Genomic DNA, 25,291 nt, shown 5'->3' on the forward strand with positions numbered 1-25,291 from the left:
TTCTGATGTCCTGCCGTGAGCGGCGCCTCACTGCGGGACGCCGGGCTTCTCGGATCCGGCGAGCCAGGCCGCGCCTTCCGCGTACAGTCGCTCGACCTCCTTGCCGACGAGCCCGGGCAGGCCGTTCTTGACCGTGAACCCGGCTTTCGTCTGTACGTAACCGAGGTGGCGGTAGCCCGTGGGGAAACCGGCGAGCAAATCGGCATCGAGGGTAAGCGAGGCGGCCGGGTCGACGGGGTCGAGGCGGTCTTTCTCGTAGATGGGCTGACGGCGGACGATCGTCCACGCTCCGGTGTCGCGGGTTACGAAGTCGTAGAAGCGGCCGGTGCACACCACGTCCACCAGGGCGCCGTCGACCTCAGCGCGCTGACTGATTGTCATCTTGGTCTGTGCGATCGCCCGCTCGCCCGACACGTCCGAGCTGTGACCGCCCAGGAAATGCAGGATGCTCACGCCCTGCTCGAAGCCCTCCTTGCTGGCGGCGATGAAGTCCGGTGCCGGACCCTGGAACCATGTGGCGCTCATCCAGCCCTGCGGATGCCAGGTGGTCGCGAACCTGTCCCAGTCGCCGGCGTCCCGCCACACCGCCCAGTTCTCCACGAGCTGCCGGATCTGCGCCTGATCTGTAGTCATGTGGGTGCTCATTTCTGTGTCCGGTCGGTGAGGGCCACGGCGAGTAGTCCGCCCGCCATCGCGGCGTTCTTGAGGAACTCGCCCTGCTGCTTGGCGCGTTGAGGGCCAGGCGGTTGCTCCCAGAAGGGGAAGGCGGCCACCGTGGTCGGAACCAGCGAGGCGGCGAGCGCCGTCGCGCAGACGGCAGGCACGCGGCCCACGGAGAGCCCGACTCCGGCAGCGACGTGAACGGCCGCGTTGACACGGACCAGTTGGCGGTCCGACAGCCAGTCGAGGATCGGCACGGTCCGGCGGCACCGCTTGAGCAAGGGTTCTGCCGCCTGCGCAGGGCCATCCGGATGGCGCCACACATGGCGGCCGCCGGAGACGAAGACTGCGGCCAGCGCGACACGGGCCAGGGCGCGGGCGACGTCGTCGTACCGCGGTCGACGGTCAGGCATTCCATGGGTCCGATCGCAGGTGATGGTCGAAGAAACGCTCGATCAGCGCCGGTGTGAGCCGAACCGTCCGCTCGGTGCCCGGGGTGCGGGAGGATCGCGCGGTGGCTGTCATGGGGCGCAGCTCCCAGTCGCCGGTGTTGAGGAAGCTGTGGTCGGTACCGTGGACGAGGAGGAGGGTGGACTCCGCGCCGGCCGCGAGCAACGCGTCGTGCAGTCGGCGGCTCTGCGCCGGGCCGATGAGGAGGTCGGCGTCGCCATGCATCAGGAGGACGGGCGGGACGCCTGGATGGACCTGCCGGACCGGGCTGGCTTCGGCCGCGGCCTCGGGTCGGTCGGCGGGTCGTCCGCCGAGCAGCCCCCACGCCGGGTCGGAGGGGTCCACGCCCAGGACTCCGCCCGGCAGGGCGTCGTCGTCGAGGTGTAGCAGGTCGGTGGGGGGATAGCCCGCTACGACGGCTCGTATGCCGGGAACCGCCGGCTCCCCGCCCGCGCCGGTGGCGAAGGCCGCGAGCAGCGCCAGGTGGGCGCCGGCCGAGCTGCCCCACAGCCCGATCGAGTCACTGGCCAGGCTGTGGGTGTCCGCGAGTGTGTGCAGGTGACGCAAGGCGGCGAGGACATCGTCGCGCTGGGACGGCCAGGGGGAGAGATCGGACGACCGGTACTCGATGTCCGCCATGGCGTAGCCGCGTTCGGCGAAGAGCCTGGTCAACCGGGGTCCGTAGCCCCGCCGTTGGGTGCGCCAGCCGCCGCCCGGCAGCCAGACGATCACGGGGACGGGGCCGGATGCCTCTTCCGGTAGGTACAGGTCCATGCGGAGTTCCCGTGGACCCAGGTCGCCGGGAGGCGCGCTGAACACGAGGTCGCGCACCACTCGGACGGGAGGCGGAGCGATTCGCTCGGGTGGCGGTGGCGCACTGCCGAGGCCTTCCATGAAACGGCCCATGACGTCGGCGTTGTTCGTCTGCACAGCCGCGAGGTCGGCGGCCTGTGGCTGCGGTGCGGTGTCACTGCTCATCCGGCCCACCGGTTCGTCCCCTCGTAGCCAGGGTCACGAGAGGCAGGCTCCGGCGCCTCTCGGCGCGGTGCTCGGAGAGCCGCTGTCGGTAGTCCGGGGCGAGCATGTCCGGCGTCCACTCCATGTCGTGGTCCAGGACGACGTCGACCCCGGTGACCCCGGGAAGTGCGCCGAGGCGTATCCGTGCCTCGTTGCCGAAGGCACCCATGAGCATGCAGGTGGGGTCGGTGAGCCCGAAGGTCACGCTGACCTGACAGCCGCCCGGCCCGTCGTCGCGGACCTGGATGTCGCCGATCAGCCCCATGTCGTCCATGCCGGCCGGGACGCCGGCGGTGATGCTGCACGGGTCGGTGATGGTGTTGAGCACCTCCCGCACCCGGGATTCGGTGACTTCGCTCATCACGCGGCTCCGGACACCGTGCGCTCGAGCCGGCCGCCCCAGGCCGGAGTGAGTTCGGCGGTGTCGAACTCGTCGCCGGCGATGGTGGCGCGCAGCTTGTCCTCGTCGATGCCGTGCAGACGAAGGAAGTTGCGGCCCAGGATGTTCTTCTTCGCCTCCAGGGTCAGCGGTTCCACGCCCCGTTCCTCGATGAGGTCCTGCGGGGTTTCGAGGTTCCAGAACGCCTCGATCAAGGGGCGTGGATGCGCGGCGATGCAGCCGGTGCCCCAGATGATGCGCTCGGCCCCACCCGGGACAGCGAGGAACGCCCCCATCGCCTCGGCGAAGCGGCGCGGCGCCGTACGGGCCAGGGCGGAGGTGACTTCGAGGTTGACGACGATGTTCGGTGCGCACTCCATCAGCAGTGCCGTCTCCTCGACGAACGCGAGCCCGCCGTGCACGACTTCGAAGGTCAGGTCGGGGAAGGCAGCGGCCGCGCCCTGGACGTCGTCGACACGGAGCGCATGAGCGGGGCCGGGGCCGACCGGGAGCGCCTTGTGGATCCCGACGACCTTGATGCCGCGCTCTCGCGCCCGCTGGAACACAGGGAAGCAGACCTTGGGGTCGCTCAGGTCCAGTGCGGTGACGCGCCCTTCGACCAGGTCGATCGGGTACAACTTGAGCGCGTTGACGTGGTACGTGTCGACCAGTTCGTCGACCCGGTCGACCGCGCCGGGCCGCAGTGGGGACACCGCACCGTAGACGAGGACCCGGTCCGGCCAGAGTTCGCGCATTTCGAGACCGGTGGAGAGGCGGGAGCCGCCGTCCTTGAAGTGTCCGTAGATGGGCGTCTCGTGGTAGACGACGATGTCGGTCTGGCTCTCCGCGAGGATCGCGCGGCCGAGCGCCTCGGTGCCCACGGAGTGGTTCAGGTAGACGGACTTCTCGACGGCGTAGTCGGGCCCACCGAACTTCTGGTGCTGGTGGTACATGTGCTCGCCGATGGCGCGGCCGAAGGCCGGGTCGACGCAGTTCTCGGGCAGGAAGTTGTAGTCGTGGGCGACGCCCTCGACCACCAGGGTGTCTTCGATCATCGTCTGCTCCTGAGGAGTGCTGTCGGTGCTGTCGGGTGTTCTCGGTGTCGTCGGTGTGGCTACGCCAGCAGTTCGGCGATGCTCTTTAGAGCCAGCGTCGCGAGGCGGTCGTCCGTGGCTCCGTCGGCGCCGCCGACCCCGATGCCGCCGATGACCTCGCCGTCGTCGACGACGATCGGGACACCGCCGGGGACGGGGAGCAGTTGGTCGTCGACCAGGTGGACCGGGGCGACGGCCATCTCCGGACTTGCGGCGAACTGGGCGAAGGTGGCAGTCGGCAGCCCGGATGCGGCGGAGGTGTAGGCCTTGCGGCGCGCGGTCTCGACGCCGAGGAGACCGACGCCGTCGTCAGCGAGGAGGACCTTGGTGGCGCCGCCGCGGTTGACGACCACCGCGCAGACCCGCAGGCCCTCGGCGCGGGCTGTTTCCAGTGCAGCTTGGGCGGCCTGATGGGCGACGGTATAGGTCAGGGGTTCCCTCATCGTCGGGTCCTTTCAGGGGCGGGAGCGTCGGAGCCGGTAGTCGTGCCCCCGCGGATCAGGTCGGAGGCCTTCTCGGCCACGGCGATGACGGTGGCGTTGATGTTCGCGCCGGGGATGCTCGGCAGGACCGAGGCGTCCACGACCCGCAGCCCGGACACGCCGTGGACCCGCAATTCGGGGTCGACGACGGCGTCCTCGTCCGTGCCGATGGCGCAGGTTCCGCAGGCGTGGTTGCCGGAGTAGCCGGTCTGCCGCAGATAGTGCTCGAAGTCCCTGTCGGCCCGAACACCGGGGTCGGGAGCGCGGATCGCCTCGACCATGGGGGCGACCTCGGCGCTCCGCAGGATCGCCAGCGTCGTGCGGATGGTCTCGCGCAGTGTGGCGACGTCCTCCGGCTCGGTGAGGAAGTTGAAGGTGATGCGCGGGGCAGCGGCCGGGTCGGCGGAACGCAGCCGGACATGACCGCGACTGCGGGGGGTGGCGACGGCGTTCAGGGCGATGCAGTGGCGTTCGCGCAGCGGCCGGATGCCGGGGAACCAGGGCCGGGCGTCGAACCCTCCGGCCAGGATGCCGAGGAACCCGTCGGGGCGGTCCAGGTCGGGCCGTGTGCGGACGTAGGCGGAGAGGAATTCCGGCATCCGGCCGAGCGGTCCGTTGCCGGTGACGAGCCAGCGCACGGCGTTCACGGCCAGCCGGTCGGCGCGCAGATGCTCGTGGAAGGTGACCGGGTCCTTGACGTCGAACGCCACGGGCGCCGCCGCGTGCTCCTGCAGATTCGCGCCCACGCCGGGCAGTTCGGCCTGTACGTCGATGCCGTGCTCGCGCAGCTGGTCGGCCGGGCCGATGCCGGAACGCATCAGCAGCTGCGGCGAGTTGAAGGTGCCCGCGCACAGGACGACCTCGCGGTTCGCCCTGATCACGCGGCTGGCTCCGGCCCGTGTCACGCGTACGCCGGCCGCGCGCCCCTGCTCCAGTACGACCTTCTCCACCAGCACCTTGGTGAGCAGGGTGAGGTTGGAGCAGTCGCGCAGTGCCGGGCGCAGGTAGGCGGCGGCGGTGCTGTGCCGTCGGCCGCGGTGCAGTGCGTTCTCGATCTGACCAGCGCCGGTGGGGTCGCCGCTCTGGGTGGCATCGGGGAAGTCGATGCCCAACGTGCGGGCAGCGCTGTCGAGTCGGCGACCGAAAGGGCCCCTGCGGGTCGTGGTCGAGACGGTCACCGGCCCGTATCCGCCGTGGCTGTGGGTATCGCCGCGCCAACTGCTCTCCGAGCGGCGGAAGTAGGGCAGCAGGTCGTCCCAACCCCAGCCGGTCGCACCGGCTTTGACCCAGTCGTCGTAGTCGAGCCGGTGGGCGCGGACATGGGTCGAGCCGTTGATCGATCCGGTGCCGCCGACCAGGCGCCCCCGGGGTACCGGGATGCGTCGGCCGCCCAGCCCCGGCTCCGGCTCGGACTCGTACCCCCAGGCGATCCCTTTGCGGCCCGACAACAGGCCGACACCTGCGGGGAGTTGTGCGAGGAGTCCCCGGTCGGCGGGTGGGCCGGCCTCGATCAGTAGCACGCGTAGATCAGGGTCGGCGGACAGTCGGGCGGCGAGGGTGCAGCCGGCCGAGCCCGCGCCGACGACGACGTAGTCGTATGCGTCGCTCATAGGGAAGGTCCAGACATCATGGTCTCCTTCGGCTCCGGAGGAACGTGCGGCGATGGCGGCGGGCCGCGGGGAGGCGGCCGGCCGTGCTCTCGGCAGCGCGTTCGTCAGGCGTGATCGCGAGGCTGCCCACAGGCCATGGACGGCTCGGCGCCTCGATGCCAGGGAAACGTAACAGCGAAGTGGATTACTCTGCCAGAGGCTTGCAAGGATTTCATCAAAGCAGGTCAGCGCAGTTGACAGGATTTCATCAGAGTCGTAGAACGGCAGGGGACGCGCGCCGTCCGGCAGCACATGCTGAGCTGCCGGAACGATGCTGGAACAGCAGCCCGTACCCCTGCGGGTCCACCCCAGGATGTGGCCTGCCCCTCTGCGTCGCCCCCTCGTCCACCCACCCCCCACTGGCTCAGAGCCGAGGAGTTGGATCGCCATGACCGACACCACCGTGACCGACACGCCCGCGCCCGACATTCCCGCGCCCGACACGGGAACCGGCTACGGGCGCAAGCTCTCCTCCCATGACGCCCGGCTGACCGAGGTCGGCCCCGGCACGCCGATGGGTGAGGCGCTGCGCCGCTATTGGCATCCCATCGCCCGTTCCGCCGGACTTGTGGCGGGTGACCGGCCGCATCGCGCCCGGCTCCTGGGCGAGAACCTGGTTGCCTTCCGGGACGGCCAGGGGCGCCCAGGCGTGGTCTTCGAGCGCTGCTCCCATCGTGGGAGCAGCCTCTCCTACGGCCGTATCGAGGAGGACGGCATCCGCTGCTGCTACCACGGCTGGAAGTTCGACGTACAAGGCCACTGCCTGGAGCAGGCCTGCGAGCCGGACGGCGGCCGGCGCCGCAACCTGGCGCGTCAGCCGTGGTATCCGGTCGAGGAGCGTTACGGCCTGGTATTCGTCTACATGGGCCCGCCCGAGTCCAAGCCGGAACTGCCGCGCTTCGACTGCCTGGAGCCGCTCGGTGAGGGGGAGAGCTACCACACCGACTGGCTGGCCCCCGACGCCGAAGTCCTCGGTATGGAACAGGACTTCAACTGGCTCCAGATCTACGAGAACGCCGTCGACCCCGTCCACGCCTCATGGCTGCACTCGCACCACAGCGGGTTCCAGTTCCAGGGCACGGGCACCACCGGCTTCCCCGAGAGCTACTACGACCCCACCACCGTCGCCGACCGCGTCACGTACCACCGCACCGACCTCGGTGTGAAGTACGTGCAGAGCTACCGGGACAGGCCGGTCGGCGGCGGCGAGACGGTCGACCTCGACTGGGCCGTGGAGCTCCAGCTGCCGAACATCCTCGCCCTGCCCGACTTCATCCGCGTTGCGCCGGACTCCCGGCACGACATGCTGATCTGGGTCGTCCCGGTCGACGACACCCACCACCGGCTCGTCTTCTCCATCCGTTCCGCCGACCCGGAACGCGCCGCATCCTTTGTCTTCGGTATCAAGCAGAACGGCAAGAACAACTGGGAGATGACCGAGGAGGAGCGCCACCGCTTCCCCGGGGACTACGAAGCGCAGCGTTCCCAGGGCGACATCACCCAGCACTCCGAGGAGACCCTGGCCCCCTCCGACCGCGGTGTCGTCATGCTCCGCCGGATGCTGCGCACCATGGTCGACGACGTCGAGGCCGGCCGGACCCCGCTCGGCGTCACCAACCCCGACGGCGGCCTTCGAAGCGTCGCGTCCGGTGTGTTCACCCGCACGGCCCCCGCCGCGGGGGTGTGACCGACACGTGGAGACGACCTGGACGGACGCGGTCGTGGTGGCCCGGCACGATGCCACCCCGCGCATCGCGGTCCTCGATCTCGCCCGGGCCGACGGTGGCGAACTGTGGGAGTACGAGGCAGGCGCCCACATCGACGTGATGGTCGGCGAGGCGGGGCTGCTGCGGCAGTACTCGCTGTGCGGGCCGCCGGGCGAGCAACGCAAGCAGTACCGGATCGCGGTCCTCAACGAGGCAGCGTCGCGCGGCGGTTCCCGGGCCATGCACGCGCTCGCGCAGGGCGACACCCTGCGCATCGCCGCGCCGCGGAACCGCTTCGCGCTGACCCCCGCACGCCGGTACGTGTTGCTCGCCGGCGGCATCGGCATCACCCCGCTGCTGTCCATGGCCCGGGCGCTGGACGCCGCGGGTCACGATTACGAGTTGCACTACTGCGCCCGCAGCCGGACCGAAGCCGCCTTCGCCGCCGACCTGGAAAGCCACGGGAGAGTCAGTTTCCACTTCGACGACCGGGCCCCGGAGCAGTTCCTCGACATGGAGCGCGACGTGGGCGGACCCGCCGACGGGACGGTCCTGTACGTCTGCGGTCCCGGCGGCTTCATGAACCATGTGCTCGGCCGCGCCGCGGAGTTGGGCTGGCCCGAGTCCGCCCTTCACACGGAGCGCTTCAGCGCCGAACCGCCCACGGACGCCGATCCGGGGGAGGCCTTCACAGTGCGACTGGCCTCGACCGGCGCCGAGTACCACGTCCCGGAGGAGCAGAGCATCCTCGACGTCCTGCTGGCCCACGGCGTCGATGCCCCGCACTCGTGCGGGCAGGGCATCTGCGGCAGTTGCATCGTGCGGGTGCTCGCCGGTGAGGCCGATCACCGGGACGACGTACTGACCGAAGAGGAGCGGGCGGAGGGCCAGTTCACGCTGTGCTCCTCGCGCTCGAAGTCCCCGATCCTGGAGTTGGAACTGTGACGCACCCTTCGACGACTGCCGCCGTGGCCACCTCGCCCCCGGCAACGGTGGAGGAGGCGGAGGCCGCGTGGCTCGCCGCGCAGGCGCTCCCGGATCCGGAGCCGGTGTTGCGCGCTCTGATGCACTCCGACTGCGTCGTCGTGCACGCCGCCGTCGGTCACATCCACGGCGTGGACGACTTCCTGCGGTACGCGGCGCGCCTGGGCCGTACGAGCAATGTCATCGTCCACGACGTGACCGTCCGGACCTTCGGCCCGACTGCCGTGGTGAGCTGTCTGCAGGAGATGCGGGTCGCGTTCGTTCCTGAACTGACGCCGTTCGTGATCCAGGCCGCCGTGACCCGGATGTGGGTGACGGACGAACAGGGCGGGTGGAAGCTGGCCCACCTGCAGATGGCCCGGCGACTTCCGCCCGGCTGAGGCCGTACAGTCAGGGGCGTGAACGCCCGGTTCGCCGTCAGTCCTGCGACGGGGAGCCGGGCGTCGGTGCGTCGTCCCCGAGCGCGGCGATGATGCGGGCGACCTGCTCGGCGTAGTGGTCGATGAACTCCTGCGAGCCCGGATCCTGCTGGGTGAACTCGCGGGCGATCCACGGCAGGGCCTCGGGAGCGATCGACGCGGCGAAGAAGACGAGGGACAGCACCCCGACGTCGATGTCACCGCGGATCTCACCGCGCGCCTGCCGAGCTCGAAGCTCCTCGACGCTCTTCAGCAGTTCGGCGGCGCGTTCGTCCTCGGCAGGTGGCGGCGCGTCGGGCTGCTCCCGCGTCAGCGTGTGCACCCATCCGGGATCCTCGTGCGCCATATGCACGTAGCGCCCTACCGCCTCGGCGAAGGGCAGGTCGTGGCTGACCGGCATCGCGGTCGACAGCCATCGGTCGCTCAGGGCCTCGTACAGGCCCCGCTTGCTGCCGAAGTAGTAGGTGATCAGCTGGTGGCTCACGCCGGCGGCCTCGGCGATGCGCACCACGCGGGCTCCGTCGAATCCATGGGCGCCGAACTCGGCACCGGCGGCAGCCAGAATGGCCCGGCGCGTCCCCACGGGATCCCGCCGGCGGTCGGGGTCGCCGGAGTGCCTGCGGCGCTGCCGCTTCCCGGACTGTGCCGTCGGCTCGGCCGACGGTCTCTCCTCCTCTGACACGTCGACGACCTTACCGGCGGCTCGGCGACGGAGGGTGCACGGGGCACCCGCCACTCGTGAGCCGCCGGCCGGGCGGAACGGCCAGGCTTCGGGTCAGTGGCCTCGGGCGATCCATTCTTCGAGGTGCGGCGCTTCGGCGCCGATGGTGGTCGACTGGCCGTGGCCGGTGTGCACCACCGTCTCCGGCGGAAGGACGAGCAAGCGGTCCCTGATGGAGCGGACGATGGTCGGGAAGTGGGAGTACGACCGGCCGGTCGCTCCCGGTCCACCGGCGAACAGGGTGTCCCCGGTGAAGACGGTGCCCAGATCCGGCGCGTGGAGCGAGATCGCCCCGGGCGTGTGCCCCGGCGTGCTGAGTACCGTCAACGCTGTTCCGGCCACGGTGATCCGCCGCATGTCGGAGAGGTAGCCGTCAGGGGAGCGGCCGGGGTGGGTGTGCTTCCAGAGCAGTCGGTCCTCGAGATGGATCAGGACCGGGGCACCGGTCGCGTCCGCGAGGGCGGGGGCGGCGTCGATGTGGTCGTCGTGTCCGTGCGTGCAGACGATGGCCTTGAGCCGCCGGTCCCCGATGGCCTCGGTGATGGCTCCGGCATCGTGTGCCGCGTCGATGACGATCACTTCTTCGTCATCGCCCACGATCCAGACATTGTTGTCCACCTCCCATGTGCCGCCGTCCAGACTGAAGGTGCCGGACGTGACGAGGTGCTCGATACGCGGGCCGCCGCCCGTCACAGGGTCACCACCGAGCGCAGCACGTCGCCCTTGTGCATCCGGGCGAAGGCGTCCTCGACGTCCTCCAGGGCGGTGGCCTCCGATACGAACGCGTCGAGGTCCAGGCGGCCTTGGAGGTAGAGGTCGATGAGCAGAGGGAAGTCGCGCGACGGCAGGCAGTCGCCGTACCAGCTCGACTTCAGTGACCCGCCGCGGCCGAAGACGTCAAGGAGGGGCAGCTCCAGTGTCATCTCGGGGGTCGGTACTCCGACGAGCACGACCGTTCCGGCCAAGTCGCGAGCGTAGAAGGCCTGTTGATACGTCTCCGGTCGGCCGACGGCGTCGATGACCACGTCCGCGCCGAAGCCGCCGGTCAGCTCGCGGATCGCCTTGACCGGGTCGGTCTCCCGCGAGTTGACCGTGTGCGTGGCGCCCAGGGCAGTGGCCGTCGCGAGCTTGCGGTCGTCGAGATCCACGGCGATGATCTTCGCAGCACCCGCGAGGCGGGCGCCTGCCACGGCCGCGTCACCGACCCCACCGCAGCCGATGACGGCCACGGAGTCACCTCGGGTGACCCCTCCGGTGTTGATCGCGGCGCCGATCCCCGCCATGACGCCGCACCCCAACAGGCCCGCGGCGGCGGGTGACGCGGCCGGGTCGACCTTGGTGCACTGTCCGGCGGCGACGAGGGTCTTCTCCGCGAACGCACCGATACCCAGGGCGGCCGTGAGCTCGGTGCCGTCGGCCAGCGTCATCTTCTGTCGCGCGTTGTGCGTGTCGAAGCAATACTGAGGGCGCCCACGCCGACAGGCCCGGCAACGCCCGCACACTGCGCGCCAGTTGAGGATCACGAAATCGCCCGGAGCCACGTCGGTGACGTCGGCGCCCACCGACTCCACCACGCCCGCCGCCTCGTGTCCCAGAAGGAACGGGAACTCGTCGTTGATTCCGCCCTCGCGGTAGTGAAGGTCGGTGTGGCACACCCCGCAGGACTGGATCCGGACCACCGCCTCGCCCGGGCCCGGATCGGGGATCAGGATGGTCTCGATGGCGACGGGCTCGCCCTTCGCCCGTGCCACAACTCCACGTACGTGCTGAGGCATTGCGCAGTCCTCTCGAGTGGTGCAGCTGAGTAGTTCTGTGGGTGCAGACAGGGGTGGTCAGGCAGCCGGACGGACGCGTACCGGCAGGGACTCCCACGCGCGCAAAGTGTTGTTGGCGTGCCGGCGCGGTGCGCCCCTCAGCTCGAACGACTCGACTCGGCGGGCCAGGGCGGTCAGTAGCGCCTCCGCCTCCAGGCGGGCTACGTGCTGTCCGATGCACTGGTGGATGCCCATGCCGAAGCCGACCTGGCCGGACGGGTCACGTGTGAGGTCGAAGCGGTCGGGCTCGCTCCAGCGGTCCGGGTCGCGGTTGGCGGCGCCGAGGAACATGAGGATCTTCGTGCCCTCCGGGATGGTGGTGTCGGCGATCGTGACATCGGTGGTGGCGGTACGGAAGAACGTCTGCACCGGCGACTGCCACCGCACTGCCTCGTCGAAGGCGACCCTCGCCAACTCAGGCCGCTCGCACAGCTGTTGCCATTCCTGTGGGTGTGTGGCGAACGCGTAGAGGCAGGCGGCCAGGCCGTGCACGGTCGTGTCCACTCCTGCGGTGAGCAGTGACCGTACGACCAACGGAGCCTGCGCGTAGGTGAGTTCACCACGGTCGGCGGCTGCCCAGATCTCGGCGCCGAATCCGTTCGCAGTCAGGGCCTCGCGTGTGCACTGGGCGTTGACCCATGCTCCCAGCGCGGCAGCGCGGTGGGCGTCGGCGGCGACGAGGTCGTTGCGCGGGCCGAACGCGTTGAAGGCCATGTTGCCGTACGGCAGGAGGTTCTCCCGGCCGTCGGGCCCCAGGCCCACGGCATCGGGGAAGGCCCGCAGCGGGAACGCCTCCGCCAGTGCCGTGAAGGCGTCGAACTCCGGCCCGTCTTTGAGGACTTGGTCCACCAGTTCGTCCGCCGTCGCGGCCCAGGTGTCGCGCAGGCGGCGCAGTGCCGGCGGGGCGAGGATCTCGCGCAGGACCCGGCGTGGCGCGTCGTGCAGGGGAGGGTCGGCTTCGAGGAGCAGGCTCGGCGCACGCCAGGGTTCCTCGTGGCGGAAGTTCGCCAGGCCCACGCCCGACCCCGACTCGAAGTGCTGCCAGTCCACCAGCGCGGCGTGCACCTGCTCGTAGCGGGCGAGCGCGTGGACGTCATAGCGGGAGAGACGCACGACGGGGCCGGCCTCGCGCAGCGCCTGATGCAGGGGATCGGGGTTCAGCAGGTGCTCGTGGGCGAACGGGTCGGCGTCGCTGACGGGCGTCGCCACGGCACGTGCGGGTGCCTCGGTCATCGCAGCTCCAAGAGGATGAGTGGGAGGGGCTGGTGCGGCTCGGACGGGCCTCGCGGTCCTCACAGATCGAGGACGAGACGATCCCCGCACGACCGCGACACACACACGAACATGCAGTCGTTCGCGGCCCGTTGGTGATCCGTGAGGATCGAGTCCCGGTGGTCCGGCTGCCCTTCGGCGACCGGTGTCAGACAGGTTCCGCAGGTGCCCTGCTCGCAGGACGACAGGACGTCCACGCCGGCCTCCCGGATCGCCTGCAGCACGGAGACGTGGCGGGGAACGGTGACGGTGCGCCCGCTACGCCGCAGTTCGACCTCGAAGGCCGCGTCCCACACCGGCGCTGCTTGATCGGAGGCGGTGAAGCGTTCAGTGTGCAGGGCGTACGGAGCCCATGACGCGCAGGCACTTTCCACCGCGGCAAGCAGCGGGGCAGGGCCGCAGCAGTACACCTTTGTGCCCGGGAGCTCAGTGCCGAGCCAGGCTTCGAGGTCCAGAAGTCCGAGCTCGTCCTGCGGAACAATGTGCACCCGCGAGCCGTAAGCCGCCGCGAGCTCGTCACGGAAGGCCATCGAGCCTCGGATTCGCCCGCCGTACAACAACTGCCAATCCAGGCCGAGGAGTTCGGCCTGGCGCACCATCGGCAGCAGGGGAGTGATCCCGATGCCGCCCGCGACGAAGAGGTACTTTTCCGACGGCACCAGGGGGAAGTTGTTGCGCGGTCCGCCGACGCCGACCCGGTCACCCGGCCGCAGCCGGTCGTGCACGTACGCGGATCCCCCGCGCCCGTCAGGTTCCCTCAGGACGGCGACCCGGTACGTGTACGCGTCCCACCGGTCACCGCACAACGAGTACTGCCGAGTCGTCCCCTCCGGCAGTACGAGATCGATATGGGAGCCCGGCGTCCAGTCCGGCAGCCGTCCGCCGTCCGGATGCGTGAGCGTGAGGGACACGACGCCTTCAGCCACCCGCTCCTTCGCGGCGACGGTCAACGACACCGCGTTCCTTGTTCCCGGCCGACTCTTGTCGGGGCCGGGAACGGCATTCACAACCACGCTGGTTCCGACCACGTTGTCGCCTTCCATCGTTGGGTTCCAGGAAGGATGCGTGGGCCGCGGTGGAGGGCGCGACGCCATTCTCAATGAGTGAGAGAGGAATTCTCCGCTCGCTCAAGCGGCGCTCACCCCGATGTCGGTGCCCCCAGGGCACGGGAGATACCGCGTGCGGCGGTGCGGACCACCGAGGCGACGGACGTGGCCCCGGCCTCGTTCGGGACGATCACCGACAGCGTGGCCAGCACCTTCCCCCGGCTGTCCCGCACCGGAGCCGCGATGCCCAGGGCGTCCGGGTGTACGTATCCGGGACAGCACGCGTATCCCTGCTGCCGGACGTCCGCGAGCACGGCGCGCAGTTGCGGCGCGGTGGCGGGCGTGGCCTCGGTATAACGGTGCAGGGGTTCGGCTAGGACTCGATCGCGCAAGTCTGCGGATCCGTGGGCGAGCAGGACCAGACCGCTGGACGACGCGTGCAACGGCAGACGGCCCGCGATGCGGGTGTAGTTGATGACCGCGCCAGGCGCGCTCAGCCGCTCCACGAACAGCACATCGTCGCCGTCGAGGACGCCCAACTGCACGTGGTGGCCCACCACGTCGTGGACGCCCTCCATGAAGGGCATGGCGGTGTCGCGCAGAGAAAGTGCGGGCGAGGCGCGCGTCACCAGCTCCCACATGCGCATGCCGATGCGTACCCGCCGGTCCGCGTCGCGTGCGAGAAAGCCGTGTGAGACCAATTCGGCGACCAGCCGCGATGCGGTCGCCATGTGCAGGCCCGTACGCCGGGAGATCTCCGAGATGGTCAGGGTCGGCTCCTCGGGCGTGAACGCCTCGAAGATCCGTACGGCCCGGGCCAGTACCGACTCGCCGTTCTGTGACTTCACGTGGCCATCATCGGATTCCTGCCGGATGCGTCAAGATCCCGGCTCGATTTCGGTTCACGTGAAGGACGCGTCCCGGCGTCACATCGCAGCCCACCCGTCGTCCACGGGGAGCGTCGTTTTGGCGGGCCCGCGCGACGCGTCGGCCGCGGGGCAGCGTGAACAGGGACGGTGTCAACGTCTCGCGGTTCCTCACCGACCAGAGCACGTGCGACCGCACCGTCCTCTACGACACCTTCGACATGACCAGGCTGGTGCGGTCGGGAGGGGAGTGGCGCCGGGATGTCGGGCGCGGTGTTCACCTGTGCCAGGTGACTTCGGAGTGGCGCAGGTTGTACGGGAGGATCGGGATGGGGGTGACGGTTCCCTGCAACACGGAGGCGGAGATGTGGGTGCCCGCGCAGCGCAAAAGGGGCCGCGCGTCCCAGGGCGTCGCGTACGTGCGGGACGATGCCTCGGGGAGCGCGCAGTGCCGCCTGTGTCGGGCGACGATGCGTGTCTTCCACTGCAACGCTGCCTCGGGCTACGGCAGTTGGGCCCGCCCGCAGCCGGCGCGAACGGGCACTCCACGTGGCCCTTACGAGGTCAGGCGGTTGTCGCAGGGCCGGGTGGCAGGTGGACCGTCATGATCAGGTGGCAGGTTTCGGTGCCCGCACCGCGGTAGGTGTGGGTGGCGTCGCCGTCGAAGGTGGCGGTCTGTCCGGCTTCCACGGGGTGCTCGGCGCCGTCGACGATCAGAACCATCTGTCCTGAGGTGACGCTGACGGTTTCGACGACTCCGGCCTGGTGGGGGTGGCTGGGGTATTCCTCGCCGGGTTCCAGTCGCCAGCGCCAGACCTCTACCGGGGCCGGTCCTGAGGTCGTCAGCATGAGCCGGGCCTCGCTGCCCCGTTCTCCGGCCCACAGCGGCATCACGGCGTCGGCGTCCACGACGCGGACGCGTCCGTCGGCCGGTCCTTCCATCAGGGCGGATACCGAGACGCCGAGCGTGTCGGCCAGCCGGACCAGGGTGGCGAAGTTCGGGTTGCCCTGTGCCTTCTCCAGTCCGACCAGGGCCCCCTTGCTGACCTTGGCGCGCCGGCCGAGTTCGTCCAGGGACAGGCCCGCACGGGTGCGGGCCGCCCTGACGTTGTGGGCGAGTGTCCGCAGGGCTGCCTCTGTCTCGGCCATCCCCTCACCATCCTCACAGTGGACCACTGGAATGCACCGCACGGTCGTTTGGTTGACCGGGTCGGTCGTTTCATCGTACGGTTTAGTCGTTCCACTGAATAGTAAGGGATGTACCCGTGATCGCTCTGCTGCTGGCTCTGGGCAGCTCACTCGCCTACGGATGCGCCGACTTCCTCGGCGGCCTCGGTGCCCGAAAGGCGCACGTTCTGCGCACCGTGATGGTCGCCGCCCCGGCCAGCCTCGCGGTCGAGCTGCTGCTGTGGCCGGTCCTCGGCGCGTCGTTCGGCCCGGCCGCGCTCGGCTGGGGTGCCGCCTCCGGTGTCGCCTCGGCCGCCGCGTTCGCCCTGCTCTACAAGACCCTGGCCATCGGCCCCATGAACGTGCTGTCCCCGGTCACCGCGCTGGTGTCCGCCGCGCTGCCCGTCGGCGTGGGCCTGATGCAGGGCGAGCGCCTGGGTGTGGCCGGACTCCTGGGCCTGCCGCTCGCGCTGGCGGCGGTGGTCCTGGTCAGCGCCGGGCACGGCGCGGGCTCCGCGCGGCCTTCCCGGACGGCGCTGCTGCTGGCCTTGGGTGCGGGCGCCGCGATCGCGCTCCAGCTGATCTTCCTGCACCAGGCGCCGTCGGACAGCGGGGTGGCCCCGCTGGTCATCGGCAGGGCGGTCTCCTCCGCGGTCACCCTGGCCGCGGCCGGGATCATGCACCGCAGGCTCGGCCCCGAGAAACCCGCCTACGCCATGTCGGCCGGCGCGGGCGTGCTGGACTCGCTGGCGAACCTGCTGTTCCTCCTCGCCGCCCGCAGCGGAGACCTCACCGTCGTCGCAGTGATCACCGCCCTGTACCCGGTCGGCACCGTCCTGCTCGCCCGCAAGGTGCTCGCCGAACGCATCCACCGCGGTCAGCTCGTCGGCCTGGGCACCGCCGCCGTCGCCGTCAGCCTCCTCGCCCTCACCTGAGCGATCCCACAGTCAAGGAGAGACACATGTTCATCCAGCCCTGGGACACCGGCCTGGACGACGCCGAATGGCAGACCTGGATCGCCGATGGCCATGACTTCGGCCAGCTCAGTGTCAACGGCCTGCCCGGCCAGCCGCCCACCGTCGTCCCCACCCACTTCACTTCCGACGGCAACCAGCTCCTCATCCACCTTGCCCGGCCCAACCCAGTCTGGAAGGCGATCGAGCACGACCCGAACGTCACCTTCACCGTCATCGGCGACTACGCCTTCGTCCCCGGCCCCTGGCGCGCCAAGCCCGACACCCCGCCCGCCGACGGCGTGCCCACCAGCTACTACGCCGCCGTCCAGTTCACCTGCCACGCCCACATCGTCGACGACCCCGAGGCCAAGGCTGAGCTGCTGCGTCGCCAGCTCGCCCACTTCCAGCCCGACGGCGACCATGGCCCCGTCGCCGTCGACCAGCCGCCTTACGGTCGCATGCTGCCCGGCATCCGCGGCCTGCGCCTGGAAGCCACCGACGTGCGGGTCAAGTTCAAGTACGACGACCACAAGCCCGTCGAGCACCGCACCGCCGTCGCCGACCGCCTTACCGGACGTGGCCAGGGCCTGGATGCGCCCACTGCGCGCCAGCAGCTCCGACGCCTGGACCGCATCGGCCCCTGGAAGCCCTGACCACCACCCCACGCCATAGGAACGGAACCCCGCCCATGACCGTCTTCGGCATCAGCCCCGCCGTCGCAGACGCCTTCCCCGACACCCTCATCGCCCTCGTCACCGCCACCGGCGTGCACGGCCACGAACCCTGGCCCCACACGGCCGCCGCTCTGGAGAACCTGGAGCAGCAGCTCGCCGACGGCTCCTGGCAGCCCGCCGACGAGACTGACCCGCGCATCGAGGCGTGGCACGCCGCCTACCGCTCCTTCGGCACCAATCCCCGCCGCACCCGCCCCAGCGTCGACGCGCTCGGCCGCCGCTTCGCCAAAAAGGGCACACTGCCGCGCATCAATCCGGCCGTCGACTCCTACAACGCCGTCTCCGTCCGCCACGGCCTGCCCGCCGGCGCCTTCGATCTGGACCATGTCACCGGCGACGTCGAAATTCGCCACGCAGACGGCAGCGAGGAGTTCACCCCGCTCGGCGAACCCGACACCATCGAGAACCCCAAGCCCGGCGAGATCATCTACACCGACACCACCGGCGTCCTGACCCGCCACTGGAACCACCGCGACGCTCACCGCACCCGCGTCACCGAGGACTCCACCCACGTCGCCTTCGTCCTCGAAACCCTCCGGGCCGACCGCGACGGCCACCTCCTCAAGACCGCCGCGCACGAGCTGCAGGGCCTGCTCCTTCCGCACGCCGAGCAAACCCGGGTGTACTACCTCAGCCCGGATCAGCCCCAGGCAGGAGCCTGAGTCCCGACGGCCAGCTCCAGCACGGTCGCCGGCGTCCCCGTCGTCATGGAGGGCCGGGACGAAGCTTTCTTCGGGCCTCGGGGGAGCCGCCCGTCCACGCTGCTGCGGCACCTTCCTCCTGGTCTCGTCTGAGCCCATAGTGCCTCTCCCTCGCTGAGGGATGACTGATGGCCGTGCTCAGACCTCACAGGCACCAGGGAGAGAAGCTTGCGGGGAGATTCTTCAGAAGGCGTCGCCCTCGCAGCTCTGACCTGCGGAGGCAGCCAGTCCGGCGACCTGCTATAGCGCCGGGCGGCCGGGGAAGCCGTTAGGCCCTACACCGTGCCGGGCGGGTCCTGGGAGTCCACACCGGTCGAGGCGGAGGCATCCTTGGTTCCGCTGGGATGTCTCGCCGACCGCGTTGACCGAGGTATCGGCAGTGTCTCCCACGCCTACCGCTCCCTCTGTGTCCCGGCACCGTCCTGGTGGTCTTGGGCGCGTTCGGCATCCTGCCGATCCGCCCGGGGTGCTGGCGACGTGACGAAGGGGCCGCCGAGCCGGCGCGCGCCCGGTCGCGGTCACGAAGCCCCGTCCTCCTCGGCGTCCCAACTGGCAAGGAGCGCCTGATGGCTGCGGCGGACGTGTTCGCGCATCATGCGTTCCGCGCCGTTGCCGTCCTTGGCGAGGATGAGGTCGAGCACTTGGTGGTGCTCGTGGTCCGATTCGCTCAGGCGGCCCGGCTGGGCGAGCGAGGTGCGGACCAGGCGGCCGTAGGCAAGCTGGTTCATCAGGGTGCGGTAGTGCGCTTCCAGCTTGCCGTTGTCGGCGCCCGTGATGATCAATTCGTGGAATTCGTGCACGAGTTGGCCGTACCGCTCCGCGTCGCCCGCCTGCGACGCCTCGTCGGCCTCGGTCATGACGGCCTGCAGGCGGTCCGTCTCGGGCACCCGGCCGCGCAGTGCCAACAGGCGGGCGGCGGCGCCCTCCAGCAGTTCCTTCATCTGGAAGAGTTCGGCGACGTCCCGGTGCGACGGGACCGCGACGAACGTGCCCACCCGTGGACGGATCTCGACCAGGCCCTCGGTCTGCAGCTGTTTGAGGGCCTCACGGATGGGGGTGCGGCTGACCCCGAAGGTCTCCGAGAGCGCCATCTCCGAGAGACTGGTGCGGGGCTGCAGCTCACCGCTGATGATCATCTGGCGCAGTTCGCCCGCGACCTGAGCCTGCATGCTGGACTTCGGCAGTCGCTTACTTCGTTGCCCCGTGGGTTCTTGCATGGCACAAGACGGTAATGACCTCGAATGCAGGCGTCAATATCCAGTACGAGGAGGCTTCTGCCATGCAAGAGCCTTGAATCCCCCGAGGGGCGTGTGCGGGCTCACTGGAAGGCTGGCAGGACTTCCTTGATGAACAGCTCCAGCGATTCCCGCTTCTCTTCGTGCGAGAGGGTGTTGTCGATCCAGAAGCTGTACTCGTCGACGCCGAGCTCCTCGTAGGCGCGCAGTCGCTCGATCACCTCGGCCGGCGTGCCGATCATGGCCGTCTTGTGGAGGGATTCGGGGGTGAACTCGGGGCGCTCCGCGAACTTGTCCTGCGGGCTCGGCTCCAGGAACCCGTTGGCCGGCTCTGTCTTGTTGCCGAACCAGGCGTCGAAGGTGCGGTAGAAGCGGTTGATGCCCTCGGCGGCGGGACGCCAGCCGTCCGGGTCGTCGGCGGAGTGGACGTGGGTGTGGCGCAGCACCATCAGGTCGGGGCGCGGCACCTCCGGGTGGGTGGCGACGGCGGTGTCGAACTTGTTCTTGAGGTCGGCGACCTCCTCGTCGCCCTTCATGAGCGGGGTGACCATGACGTTGCAGCCCTGGGAGACGGCGAAATCGTGAGACGCGGGGTCGCGGGCGGCGATCCACATCGGCGGGGTGGGCCGCTGCACCGGCTTGGGCACGCTGGTCGACGTCGGAAACTGCCAGATCTCTCCGTCGTGGGCGTAGTCGCCCTGCCACAACGCTCGTACCGCGGGCACGAGTTCACGCAGGTGCTTGCCGCCGTCGGTGGCCTTGAGCCCGTCCGTGAGACGGTCGAACTCGATCTGGTAGGCGCCGCGGGCGAGCCCGACCTCCATGCGGCCGTTGCTGATGACGTCGAGCAGCGCGGTCTCACCGGCCGCCCGGATCGGATGCCAGAACGGGGCGATGATCGTCCCCGCGCCCAGCCGGATCGTCGACGTCTTCGCGGCCAGGTGCGCCAGGATCGGCATGGGGCTGGGGGAGATCGTGTACTCCATCGCGTGGTGCTCGCCCACCCACACGGTGCTGAACCCGCCGGCCTCGGCCATCAGGGCCAGTTCGGAGAGGTTCTCGAAGAGCTGGCGGTGACTGGTCGTCTCGTCCCAGCGCTCCATGTGCACGAACAGCGAATACCTCATGACGGCTCCCTTTCTGAGGGTTCTACGGGTTCCACGGGGGTGGGGTGCGGGAACATCTCGGCGAGCGTGACGTCGCCGGTGGCCCAGTGCGTGCGGGGGACCTCGTGGACGAAGACGCGGATGTGCTCGGGCCGGGTGTTCACCGAGCGCAGTACGGCCGCGTGCACCTCGTGGATCAGCGTCCGGAGCTGCTCCGGTGTGCGGCCGTGGCCGATCGTGATCGTGACCTGTGGCATGGCGTCCGTCAGCTCCGCATCGTGAACGGGTCGGACAGCGGCTCCTCGCTCGTATTGATCCACACGCTCTTCAGGCGGGTGTACTCCTTGATCGTCTCCGTGCCGTGCTCCACGCCGGCTCCGCTGTTCTTGAAGCCCTGGCGCGGCGACATCGGGGACATGGCTCGGTAGGTGTTGATCCAGACGGTGCCGGCGTCGAGGCGCCCGGCCACGCGGTGCGCCCGCGCGAGGTGGGTGGTCCAGACGCCTGCTGCCAGGCCGTACTCGGTGTCGTTGGCCAGGCGTACGGCCTCGTCCTCGGTGTCGAAGGGCATGATCGCCACGACCGGGCCGAAGATCTCCTCGCGTACGACACGCATGGTGTTGTCGACGTCCACCAGGACGGTGGGTTCGTAGAAGTAGCCGCCGAGGCCGCCGTCGGTGGGTGCTCCGCCGGTCAGGACGCGGGCGCCCTCGCTGCGGCCGAGTTCGACGTAGGCGGCGACCTTGTCGCGCTGGTCCTCGAAGGCCAGCGGGCCGAGTTCGGTCGCCTCGTCCAGCGGGTCGCCGATGCGGATGGACTTGGCGCGCTCGAAGACCCGCTCGAGCAGCTCGTCGTAGACCGAGCGATGGGCGAACACCCGGCTGCCCGCGATACAGGTCTGTCCCGCGGCCGCGAAGACTCCGGCGATGACGCCCATCGCGGCGTTCGCCACGTCCGCGTCCTCGAACACGATCTGGGGGGACTTCCCGCCGAGTTCGAGGGTCGAGCCGATGAAGCGCCCTGCGGCCGCCGCCGCAATGCGCGAACCCGTGGCGGTGGAGCCGGTGAACGAGATCTTCGCGAGGCCCGGGTGATCGACCAGCGCCTGCCCGGCCTCCCCGCCGAACCCGGTGACGACGTTCACCACACCCGGCGGGAACCCGGCCTCCAGGGCCAGTTCGGCGAGCCGGAGCCCGGAGGCCGAGGTGTACTCCGACGGCTTGACCACCACGGTGTTGCCCGCGCACAGCGCGGGAGCCAGCTTGCTCGTGGTCAGTGTCAGCGGAGAGTTCCAGGGCGTGATCGCACCGACGACCCCGAGAGGTTCCCGCACCGTGTAGTTCAGGACCCGGCGGTCCGACGTGGGGATGGTGTCGCCCTGGATCTTGTCGGCCAGACCGGCGTAGTAGTGGAAGTACTCGGGTAGCGTGGCCAGTTGACCGCGCATCTCCCGCAGCAGCTTGCCGTTGTCCCGCGACTCCATCAGGGCGAGCTCGTCCGCGTTCTCGGCGATCAGCTCGCCGAGGCGGCGCAGCAGATGCCCGCGCCGGGTCTGGCTCAGGTCGCGCCAGCGCGGGTCCTCGAAGGCGTCCTGTGCGGCGGCGACGGCCCGGTCGACGTCAGGGGCCGTGCCCCGCGCGGCCCGGTAGAGCGTGCGGCGGGTGGCCGGGTCGGTGCTGTCGAAATATGCGCCCGCTGCGGGCTCGACCCAGCTCCCGCCGATGAAGTGCTTCCAGGTGGTGAGGTCAGACATGTGCGCTCTCTTCGATGAACGTGGTGAGGGCCTCGCAGAACGTCTCCGGGCGCTCGACGGGCAGCATGTGACGCGCCCCTGGAACGATCACCGCCCGGCAGGAGGGCAGTGCGGCGGCGAGGCGGTGCGTCATCTCCGGCGTGGATCCGGGGTCGTTCTCCCCTGTCACGGCAAGGGACGGCACGGTGATTTCGCCGAGTCGCGGGGCGAGTTCGGCGTCCGCGCTCGCGAACACCCGGTAGCAGCCGCGGAAGGAGCCGAGATCGTTGGCGAGCAGCGTGTCCTCGGTCCTGCCGATCACGTCGCTCGGCACTGCGGTACCGGCGTACCAGCGCTGGAGGGAGGCCGCGGTGCTCGACGCGAAGTCGCTCTCCGCGGTATGCAGCCGGGCTTGGACGGCCGCCCGCTCGGTGGGGGTCCGCCGGCAGACCGAGCTGACCGAGGTCAGCGTGCGCGTCAGCTCCGGCCGATGTAGCGCAAGTTGCTGCGCGACGAGCGCGCCGAGCGAGAATCCGACCAGGTGCGAGCCGGCCGGGATCCGGTCGGCGACCCCGTCGGCCAGATCGGCGAGTGTCACTTTGTCAATCACCGGCGGGCGGGCACCGTGCCCCGGCAGGTCGGGCGCGATGACCGTGAACCGGTCGGCGAGCAGGGCGGTGGCGGGTTCCCACATGGTGCGGTCGAGCCCGACGCCGTGCAGCAGTACGAGGGGCGGCTTGTCCATGGCGCGGCGCCTACTGCTCGGTCGCCAGCGGGGCGAGCCGGGCCTGCGGGCGGCCCTGGGCCGCGGCGGCGAGGCCGATGACGATCTCGTCTGCGCGGGGCCCGTCCGGGACGCGTACCTCGATGCTCTGATGGTGCGAGCGGATCGTCGCGTCGGTGATGTGCTTGAGCGGGATGTCGAAGACACTGCCGGCGACCGCCCGCTTCTCCACCGCGGGCAGCAGCGTGGTGGCGTTCGCCGCCTTGCGGAAGTGGTCGCCGAACTTCAGCGTGTGGATCAGGCCGCTGCCGTGCTCGACCTCGCCGTCGAGGCCGACGATGGCGGCCTTTCCGTACGCCTCGACCGGCGCGCCGAGCGCCTCCACGACGCGCGGTGCGAGCAACTCGCCCAGCTGGGGCGCCACTTCATCGATGCCGGGCAGCAGGTCGGCGACGAAGCCCTGCCCGGCCCACGGGTTCTCGATCACGGCGAGCACCACGGCGGTGCGCGCGACCGAGTCGACGGGGCGCCCGCCCTCGGTGTGGATGTCTTCGACGTACGTCACGATCTTGCGGAGGTTCATCGGGTGGTCTCCAGGTCGGTGAGGCGGACTATGGGGTCAAAACGGCGGTCTCCGATACGGGCGTTGGGGCGCGGCCCCGACGCGGCGGCGGCGACCACCACGATCTCGTCGGGGCGCGGCGCGTCCGGCACCCGGATCTGGACCGTCTGGTAGTGGGAGCGGGTGGCGGCGGCAGTCTTGTGCCACACCGGAACGGTCAGTGGCTCTCCCGCCGCCAGGCGGTCGTCACTGAACACGATGATCGAGGTGCCCTCCGTCATCTCCCGCAGCACATTGCCGAAGTACGGGGTGTGGATCAGGGCGCCGCCATGCTCGATCTCCCCGTCGAGCCCAACGACGGCCGCCTTGCCGAAGGCCTCGACGCGGTCCACGCCGCCCAACGTCTCGATCAGCCGGTCGGTGAGCAGTCGGCCGATTTCGGGTGCCACGTCCTCCACCTCGGGCTGCAGGTCGGCGACGAAGCCGCGCCCCGCCCAGGGGTTGCGGATCACTGCGGCCGCGGCGACGCGACGTACGGGAGTAGAGACCGGCCGCCCGAGCTCCAGCAGAACCTCGTCGACGACCGTCACCACCTTGCGTAGGCCGCCCGTCGACGGGCCGAATATTTGTTGCTGTGCCATGGCAGCGAGGCTATGAGCCGCTCGGAGGGTCGTCAAGAGGTGGCAATGAAAAGGTGGCTGCTCCCGGCTACTACCTGCGAATTCACAGCAAGACTCCACGTCGCCGCCGGATTTGCGCGGGAGGCATTGACAGCATGCGTGCCTGGTTCTTACGGTCCTGTGCCATACAACAGTCTGACTGAGAGGGTCGTCATGAGCCGCACTCTTGACCGCACGGACCAGACCGATCAGGCCGCAGGCGCCGACAGGACGGACCGGCCGACTCTCCTCGGCACCGCCTGGCATGCCGCGTGGAACCAGGGCGACGTCGATGCCCTGGACGAACTGCTCAGCACCTCGTACGTACGCCGCCGGGGACCGGCGGGTGTCACACAGGACCGCAAGGAGTTCAAGGCGAGCATCAGCGCCGTGCGCGAGGCGTTCCCCGATCTGCACACCGAGATCGAGGACCTCGTCGAGGCCGGCGATCAACTGGCCGTCCGTTGGCGCAGCACGGGACACCACACGGGCGCCTTCCTCGGGGTGCCGCCGACTGGCAGGCCCGTCGAGGTGTCCGGTGCCACCTTCGCCCGTTTCGAAGGCGACGCGATCGCCGAGGAGTCGGTGACCTTCGACTCCCGGCAGCTTCTGGAGGCGCTCGGCATCATCACGACCGGACACACCGCCGCTGTCGACCCCGACCTGGTGCGCGGCGTGCACCGCAAGTTCATCACCGGCGTCACCGTGGTGACCACCGACGACGCGGGCACCCCCCGGGGTCTGGCGGTCAACGCCTTCTCCAGCATCTCGCTCGACCCGCCGATGGTCCTGGTCTGCGTCCAGCGCAGTTCGTCCACCCATCCCGTGCTGCACCGGTCGACCCACCTGGGCATCAACATCCTCGCCGCCGACCAGCTCGACGTCGCCAAGACCTTCGCGAGCAAGGGCGACAACAAGTTCGCCGACCTCCAGTGGGCTCCCGGTGAGCACGGGTCCCCGCTGATCGAAGGCTCCAGCGCACAGCTGGAGGTGGAGATCGGCGAACGCCTGGAGGCCGGCAGCCACACCGTCTTCACCGGCCGCGTGGTGTCTGCGCACCATGCCGACCTCGCCCCGCTCGTCTACAGCGGCGGCGGCTTCTTCGACATCTCGCAGACGGCACCCCTGCCGTGGTGACCTGCCCCCGCCCCCGCCC

29 protein-coding genes are annotated in these 25,291 nt (G+C 69.9%); 8 read left to right on the forward strand and 21 right to left on the reverse strand.

Features of this window, described 5'->3' with window-relative positions:
- Positions 1-27: 27 nt before the first annotated feature.
- Genes OG698_RS40600 through OG698_RS40630 form a run of 7 tightly spaced genes read right to left on the reverse strand, consistent with a single transcriptional unit; the run spans position 28 to position 5,692 of the window.
- Positions 28-633, reverse strand: a complete 606-nt coding sequence (locus OG698_RS40600; RefSeq protein WP_406109138.1) for a nuclear transport factor 2 family protein — start codon at positions 631-633, stop codon at positions 28-30.
- Between the two features lie 8 nt (positions 634-641).
- On the reverse strand, positions 642-1,073 hold the full coding sequence (locus tag OG698_RS40605) for a hypothetical protein (protein ID WP_406109139.1): 432 nt from the start codon (positions 1,071-1,073) through the stop codon (positions 642-644).
- A complete protein-coding gene (locus OG698_RS40610) occupies positions 1,066-2,088 on the reverse strand; it encodes an alpha/beta hydrolase fold domain-containing protein (RefSeq protein ID WP_406109141.1) in 1,023 nt (340 codons plus the stop codon). Before OG698_RS40610 ends, OG698_RS40605 begins: the two co-directional genes overlap by 8 nt.
- Positions 2,078-2,488, reverse strand: a complete 411-nt coding sequence (locus OG698_RS40615) for a metal-sulfur cluster assembly factor (protein WP_406109143.1) — start codon at positions 2,486-2,488, stop codon at positions 2,078-2,080. Before OG698_RS40615 ends, OG698_RS40610 begins: the two co-directional genes overlap by 11 nt.
- Complete coding sequence (locus OG698_RS40620; RefSeq protein ID WP_406109145.1) at positions 2,488-3,561, reverse strand: amidohydrolase family protein; 1,074 nt, start codon at positions 3,559-3,561, stop codon at positions 2,488-2,490. Before OG698_RS40620 ends, OG698_RS40615 begins: the two co-directional genes overlap by 1 nt.
- 59 nt (positions 3,562-3,620) lie before the next feature.
- Entirely contained in the window at positions 3,621-4,043 is a 423-nt protein-coding gene (locus tag OG698_RS40625; RefSeq protein WP_406109147.1) for a heme-binding protein, read from the reverse strand.
- Positions 4,040-5,692: a GMC family oxidoreductase gene (locus OG698_RS40630; protein ID WP_406109148.1), complete on the reverse strand. Its 1,653-nt coding sequence runs from the start codon at positions 5,690-5,692 to the stop codon at positions 4,040-4,042. The genes OG698_RS40625 and OG698_RS40630 overlap by 4 nt, the downstream gene beginning before the upstream one ends.
- A 427-nt stretch (positions 5,693-6,119) precedes the next feature.
- Here OG698_RS40630 and OG698_RS40635 point away from each other — a divergent pair, with 427 nt between their 5' ends.
- Genes OG698_RS40635 through OG698_RS40645 form a run of 3 tightly spaced genes read left to right on the forward strand, consistent with a single transcriptional unit; the run spans position 6,120 to position 8,801 of the window.
- A complete protein-coding gene (locus OG698_RS40635; protein ID WP_406109150.1) occupies positions 6,120-7,418 on the forward strand; it encodes a Rieske 2Fe-2S domain-containing protein in 1,299 nt (432 codons plus the stop codon).
- A 7-nt stretch (positions 7,419-7,425) separates the two neighbouring features.
- Positions 7,426-8,382 (forward strand): PDR/VanB family oxidoreductase, encoded by a 957-nt coding sequence (locus tag OG698_RS40640; RefSeq protein WP_406109152.1) that lies wholly within the window; start codon positions 7,426-7,428, stop codon positions 8,380-8,382.
- Positions 8,379-8,801: a nuclear transport factor 2 family protein gene (locus tag OG698_RS40645; RefSeq protein ID WP_406109153.1), complete on the forward strand. Its 423-nt coding sequence runs from the start codon at positions 8,379-8,381 to the stop codon at positions 8,799-8,801. Before OG698_RS40640 ends, OG698_RS40645 begins: the two co-directional genes overlap by 4 nt.
- Before the next feature lie 37 nt (positions 8,802-8,838).
- Here OG698_RS40645 and OG698_RS40650 read toward each other — a convergent pair whose 3' ends face one another.
- The 6 genes from OG698_RS40650 to OG698_RS40675 all read right to left on the reverse strand — a co-directional run bounded on the left by OG698_RS40650 (position 8,839) and on the right by OG698_RS40675 (position 14,541).
- Positions 8,839-9,522, reverse strand: a complete 684-nt coding sequence (locus tag OG698_RS40650) for a TetR/AcrR family transcriptional regulator (protein WP_406109155.1) — start codon at positions 9,520-9,522, stop codon at positions 8,839-8,841.
- 93 nt (positions 9,523-9,615) lie between these two features.
- The gene (locus tag OG698_RS40655; protein WP_406109157.1) at positions 9,616-10,254 is read right to left on the reverse strand and encodes an MBL fold metallo-hydrolase; all 639 of its coding nucleotides are present in this window, start codon (positions 10,252-10,254) and stop codon (positions 9,616-9,618) included.
- Positions 10,251-11,336: an S-(hydroxymethyl)mycothiol dehydrogenase gene (locus OG698_RS40660; RefSeq protein ID WP_406109158.1), complete on the reverse strand. Its 1,086-nt coding sequence runs from the start codon at positions 11,334-11,336 to the stop codon at positions 10,251-10,253. Before OG698_RS40660 ends, OG698_RS40655 begins: the two co-directional genes overlap by 4 nt.
- Before the next feature lie 57 nt (positions 11,337-11,393).
- Positions 11,394-12,608 (reverse strand): cytochrome P450, encoded by a 1,215-nt coding sequence (locus tag OG698_RS40665; protein ID WP_406109159.1) that lies wholly within the window; start codon positions 12,606-12,608, stop codon positions 11,394-11,396.
- 59 nt (positions 12,609-12,667) lie between these two features.
- On the reverse strand, positions 12,668-13,675 hold the full coding sequence (locus OG698_RS40670) for a PDR/VanB family oxidoreductase (protein WP_406111556.1): 1,008 nt from the start codon (positions 13,673-13,675) through the stop codon (positions 12,668-12,670).
- Between the two features lie 110 nt (positions 13,676-13,785).
- Positions 13,786-14,541, reverse strand: coding sequence for an IclR family transcriptional regulator (locus tag OG698_RS40675; RefSeq protein ID WP_406109161.1), 756 nt, complete (start codon positions 14,539-14,541; stop codon positions 13,786-13,788).
- A gap of 239 nt (positions 14,542-14,780) precedes the next feature.
- Between OG698_RS40675 and OG698_RS40680 the strand changes: the two genes are divergently transcribed.
- Entirely contained in the window at positions 14,781-15,167 is a 387-nt protein-coding gene (locus OG698_RS40680) for an alpha-L-rhamnosidase C-terminal domain-containing protein (RefSeq protein WP_406111558.1), read from the forward strand.
- Here the strand turns inward: OG698_RS40680 and OG698_RS40685 are convergent.
- Positions 15,124-15,708: an XRE family transcriptional regulator gene (locus OG698_RS40685; protein ID WP_326777276.1), complete on the reverse strand. Its 585-nt coding sequence runs from the start codon at positions 15,706-15,708 to the stop codon at positions 15,124-15,126. The two genes, OG698_RS40680 and OG698_RS40685, sit on opposite strands and share 44 nt — an antisense overlap.
- Before the next feature lie 116 nt (positions 15,709-15,824).
- Here OG698_RS40685 and OG698_RS40690 point away from each other — a divergent pair, with 116 nt between their 5' ends.
- From OG698_RS40690 to OG698_RS40700, 3 genes are read left to right on the forward strand one after another with little or no spacing between them, the layout of a single operon-like run.
- A complete protein-coding gene (locus OG698_RS40690; protein WP_406109164.1) occupies positions 15,825-16,661 on the forward strand; it encodes an EamA family transporter in 837 nt (278 codons plus the stop codon).
- A gap of 26 nt (positions 16,662-16,687) precedes the next feature.
- Positions 16,688-17,335, forward strand: coding sequence for an FMN-binding negative transcriptional regulator (locus tag OG698_RS40695; protein ID WP_406109165.1), 648 nt, complete (start codon positions 16,688-16,690; stop codon positions 17,333-17,335).
- Positions 17,336-17,370: 35 nt separating this feature from the next.
- Positions 17,371-18,078, forward strand: a complete 708-nt coding sequence (locus OG698_RS40700; RefSeq protein WP_406109167.1) for a B3/4 domain-containing protein — start codon at positions 17,371-17,373, stop codon at positions 18,076-18,078.
- A gap of 557 nt (positions 18,079-18,635) precedes the next feature.
- On the opposite strand, the gene OG698_RS40705 is transcribed toward OG698_RS40700, so the two are convergent.
- The 7 genes from OG698_RS40705 to OG698_RS40735 form a co-directional block, all read right to left on the reverse strand.
- A complete protein-coding gene (locus OG698_RS40705) occupies positions 18,636-19,286 on the reverse strand; it encodes a GntR family transcriptional regulator (RefSeq protein WP_406109168.1) in 651 nt (216 codons plus the stop codon).
- A 149-nt stretch (positions 19,287-19,435) separates the two neighbouring features.
- Positions 19,436-20,479, reverse strand: coding sequence for an LLM class flavin-dependent oxidoreductase (locus OG698_RS40710; protein WP_406109169.1), 1,044 nt, complete (start codon positions 20,477-20,479; stop codon positions 19,436-19,438).
- Positions 20,476-20,715 (reverse strand): 4-oxalocrotonate tautomerase family protein, encoded by a 240-nt coding sequence (locus OG698_RS40715; protein WP_406109171.1) that lies wholly within the window; start codon positions 20,713-20,715, stop codon positions 20,476-20,478. The genes OG698_RS40710 and OG698_RS40715 overlap by 4 nt, the downstream gene beginning before the upstream one ends.
- 8 nt (positions 20,716-20,723) lie before the next feature.
- Positions 20,724-22,211 carry an aldehyde dehydrogenase gene (locus OG698_RS40720; protein WP_406109172.1) on the reverse strand — a complete coding sequence of 496 codons (1,488 nt, stop codon included), beginning with the start codon at positions 22,209-22,211 and terminating at the stop codon, positions 20,724-20,726.
- On the reverse strand, positions 22,204-22,935 hold the full coding sequence (locus OG698_RS40725) for an alpha/beta fold hydrolase (RefSeq protein ID WP_406109174.1): 732 nt from the start codon (positions 22,933-22,935) through the stop codon (positions 22,204-22,206). The genes OG698_RS40720 and OG698_RS40725 overlap by 8 nt, the downstream gene beginning before the upstream one ends.
- Positions 22,936-22,945: 10 nt before the next feature.
- Positions 22,946-23,497, reverse strand: a complete 552-nt coding sequence (locus OG698_RS40730) for an amino acid synthesis family protein (RefSeq protein ID WP_406109175.1) — start codon at positions 23,495-23,497, stop codon at positions 22,946-22,948.
- A complete protein-coding gene (locus tag OG698_RS40735) occupies positions 23,494-24,117 on the reverse strand; it encodes an amino acid synthesis family protein (RefSeq protein ID WP_406109176.1) in 624 nt (207 codons plus the stop codon). Before OG698_RS40735 ends, OG698_RS40730 begins: the two co-directional genes overlap by 4 nt.
- Before the next feature lie 192 nt (positions 24,118-24,309).
- Between OG698_RS40735 and OG698_RS40740 the strand changes: the two genes are divergently transcribed.
- Positions 24,310-25,272, forward strand: a complete 963-nt coding sequence (locus tag OG698_RS40740) for a flavin reductase (RefSeq protein ID WP_406109178.1) — start codon at positions 24,310-24,312, stop codon at positions 25,270-25,272.
- Positions 25,273-25,291 lie beyond the last annotated feature (19 nt).

Origin of the sequence: Streptomyces sp. NBC_01003 (assembly GCF_045162695.1) — a bacterium.
Classification (GTDB): Bacteria; Actinomycetota; Actinomycetes; order Streptomycetales; family Streptomycetaceae; genus Streptomyces.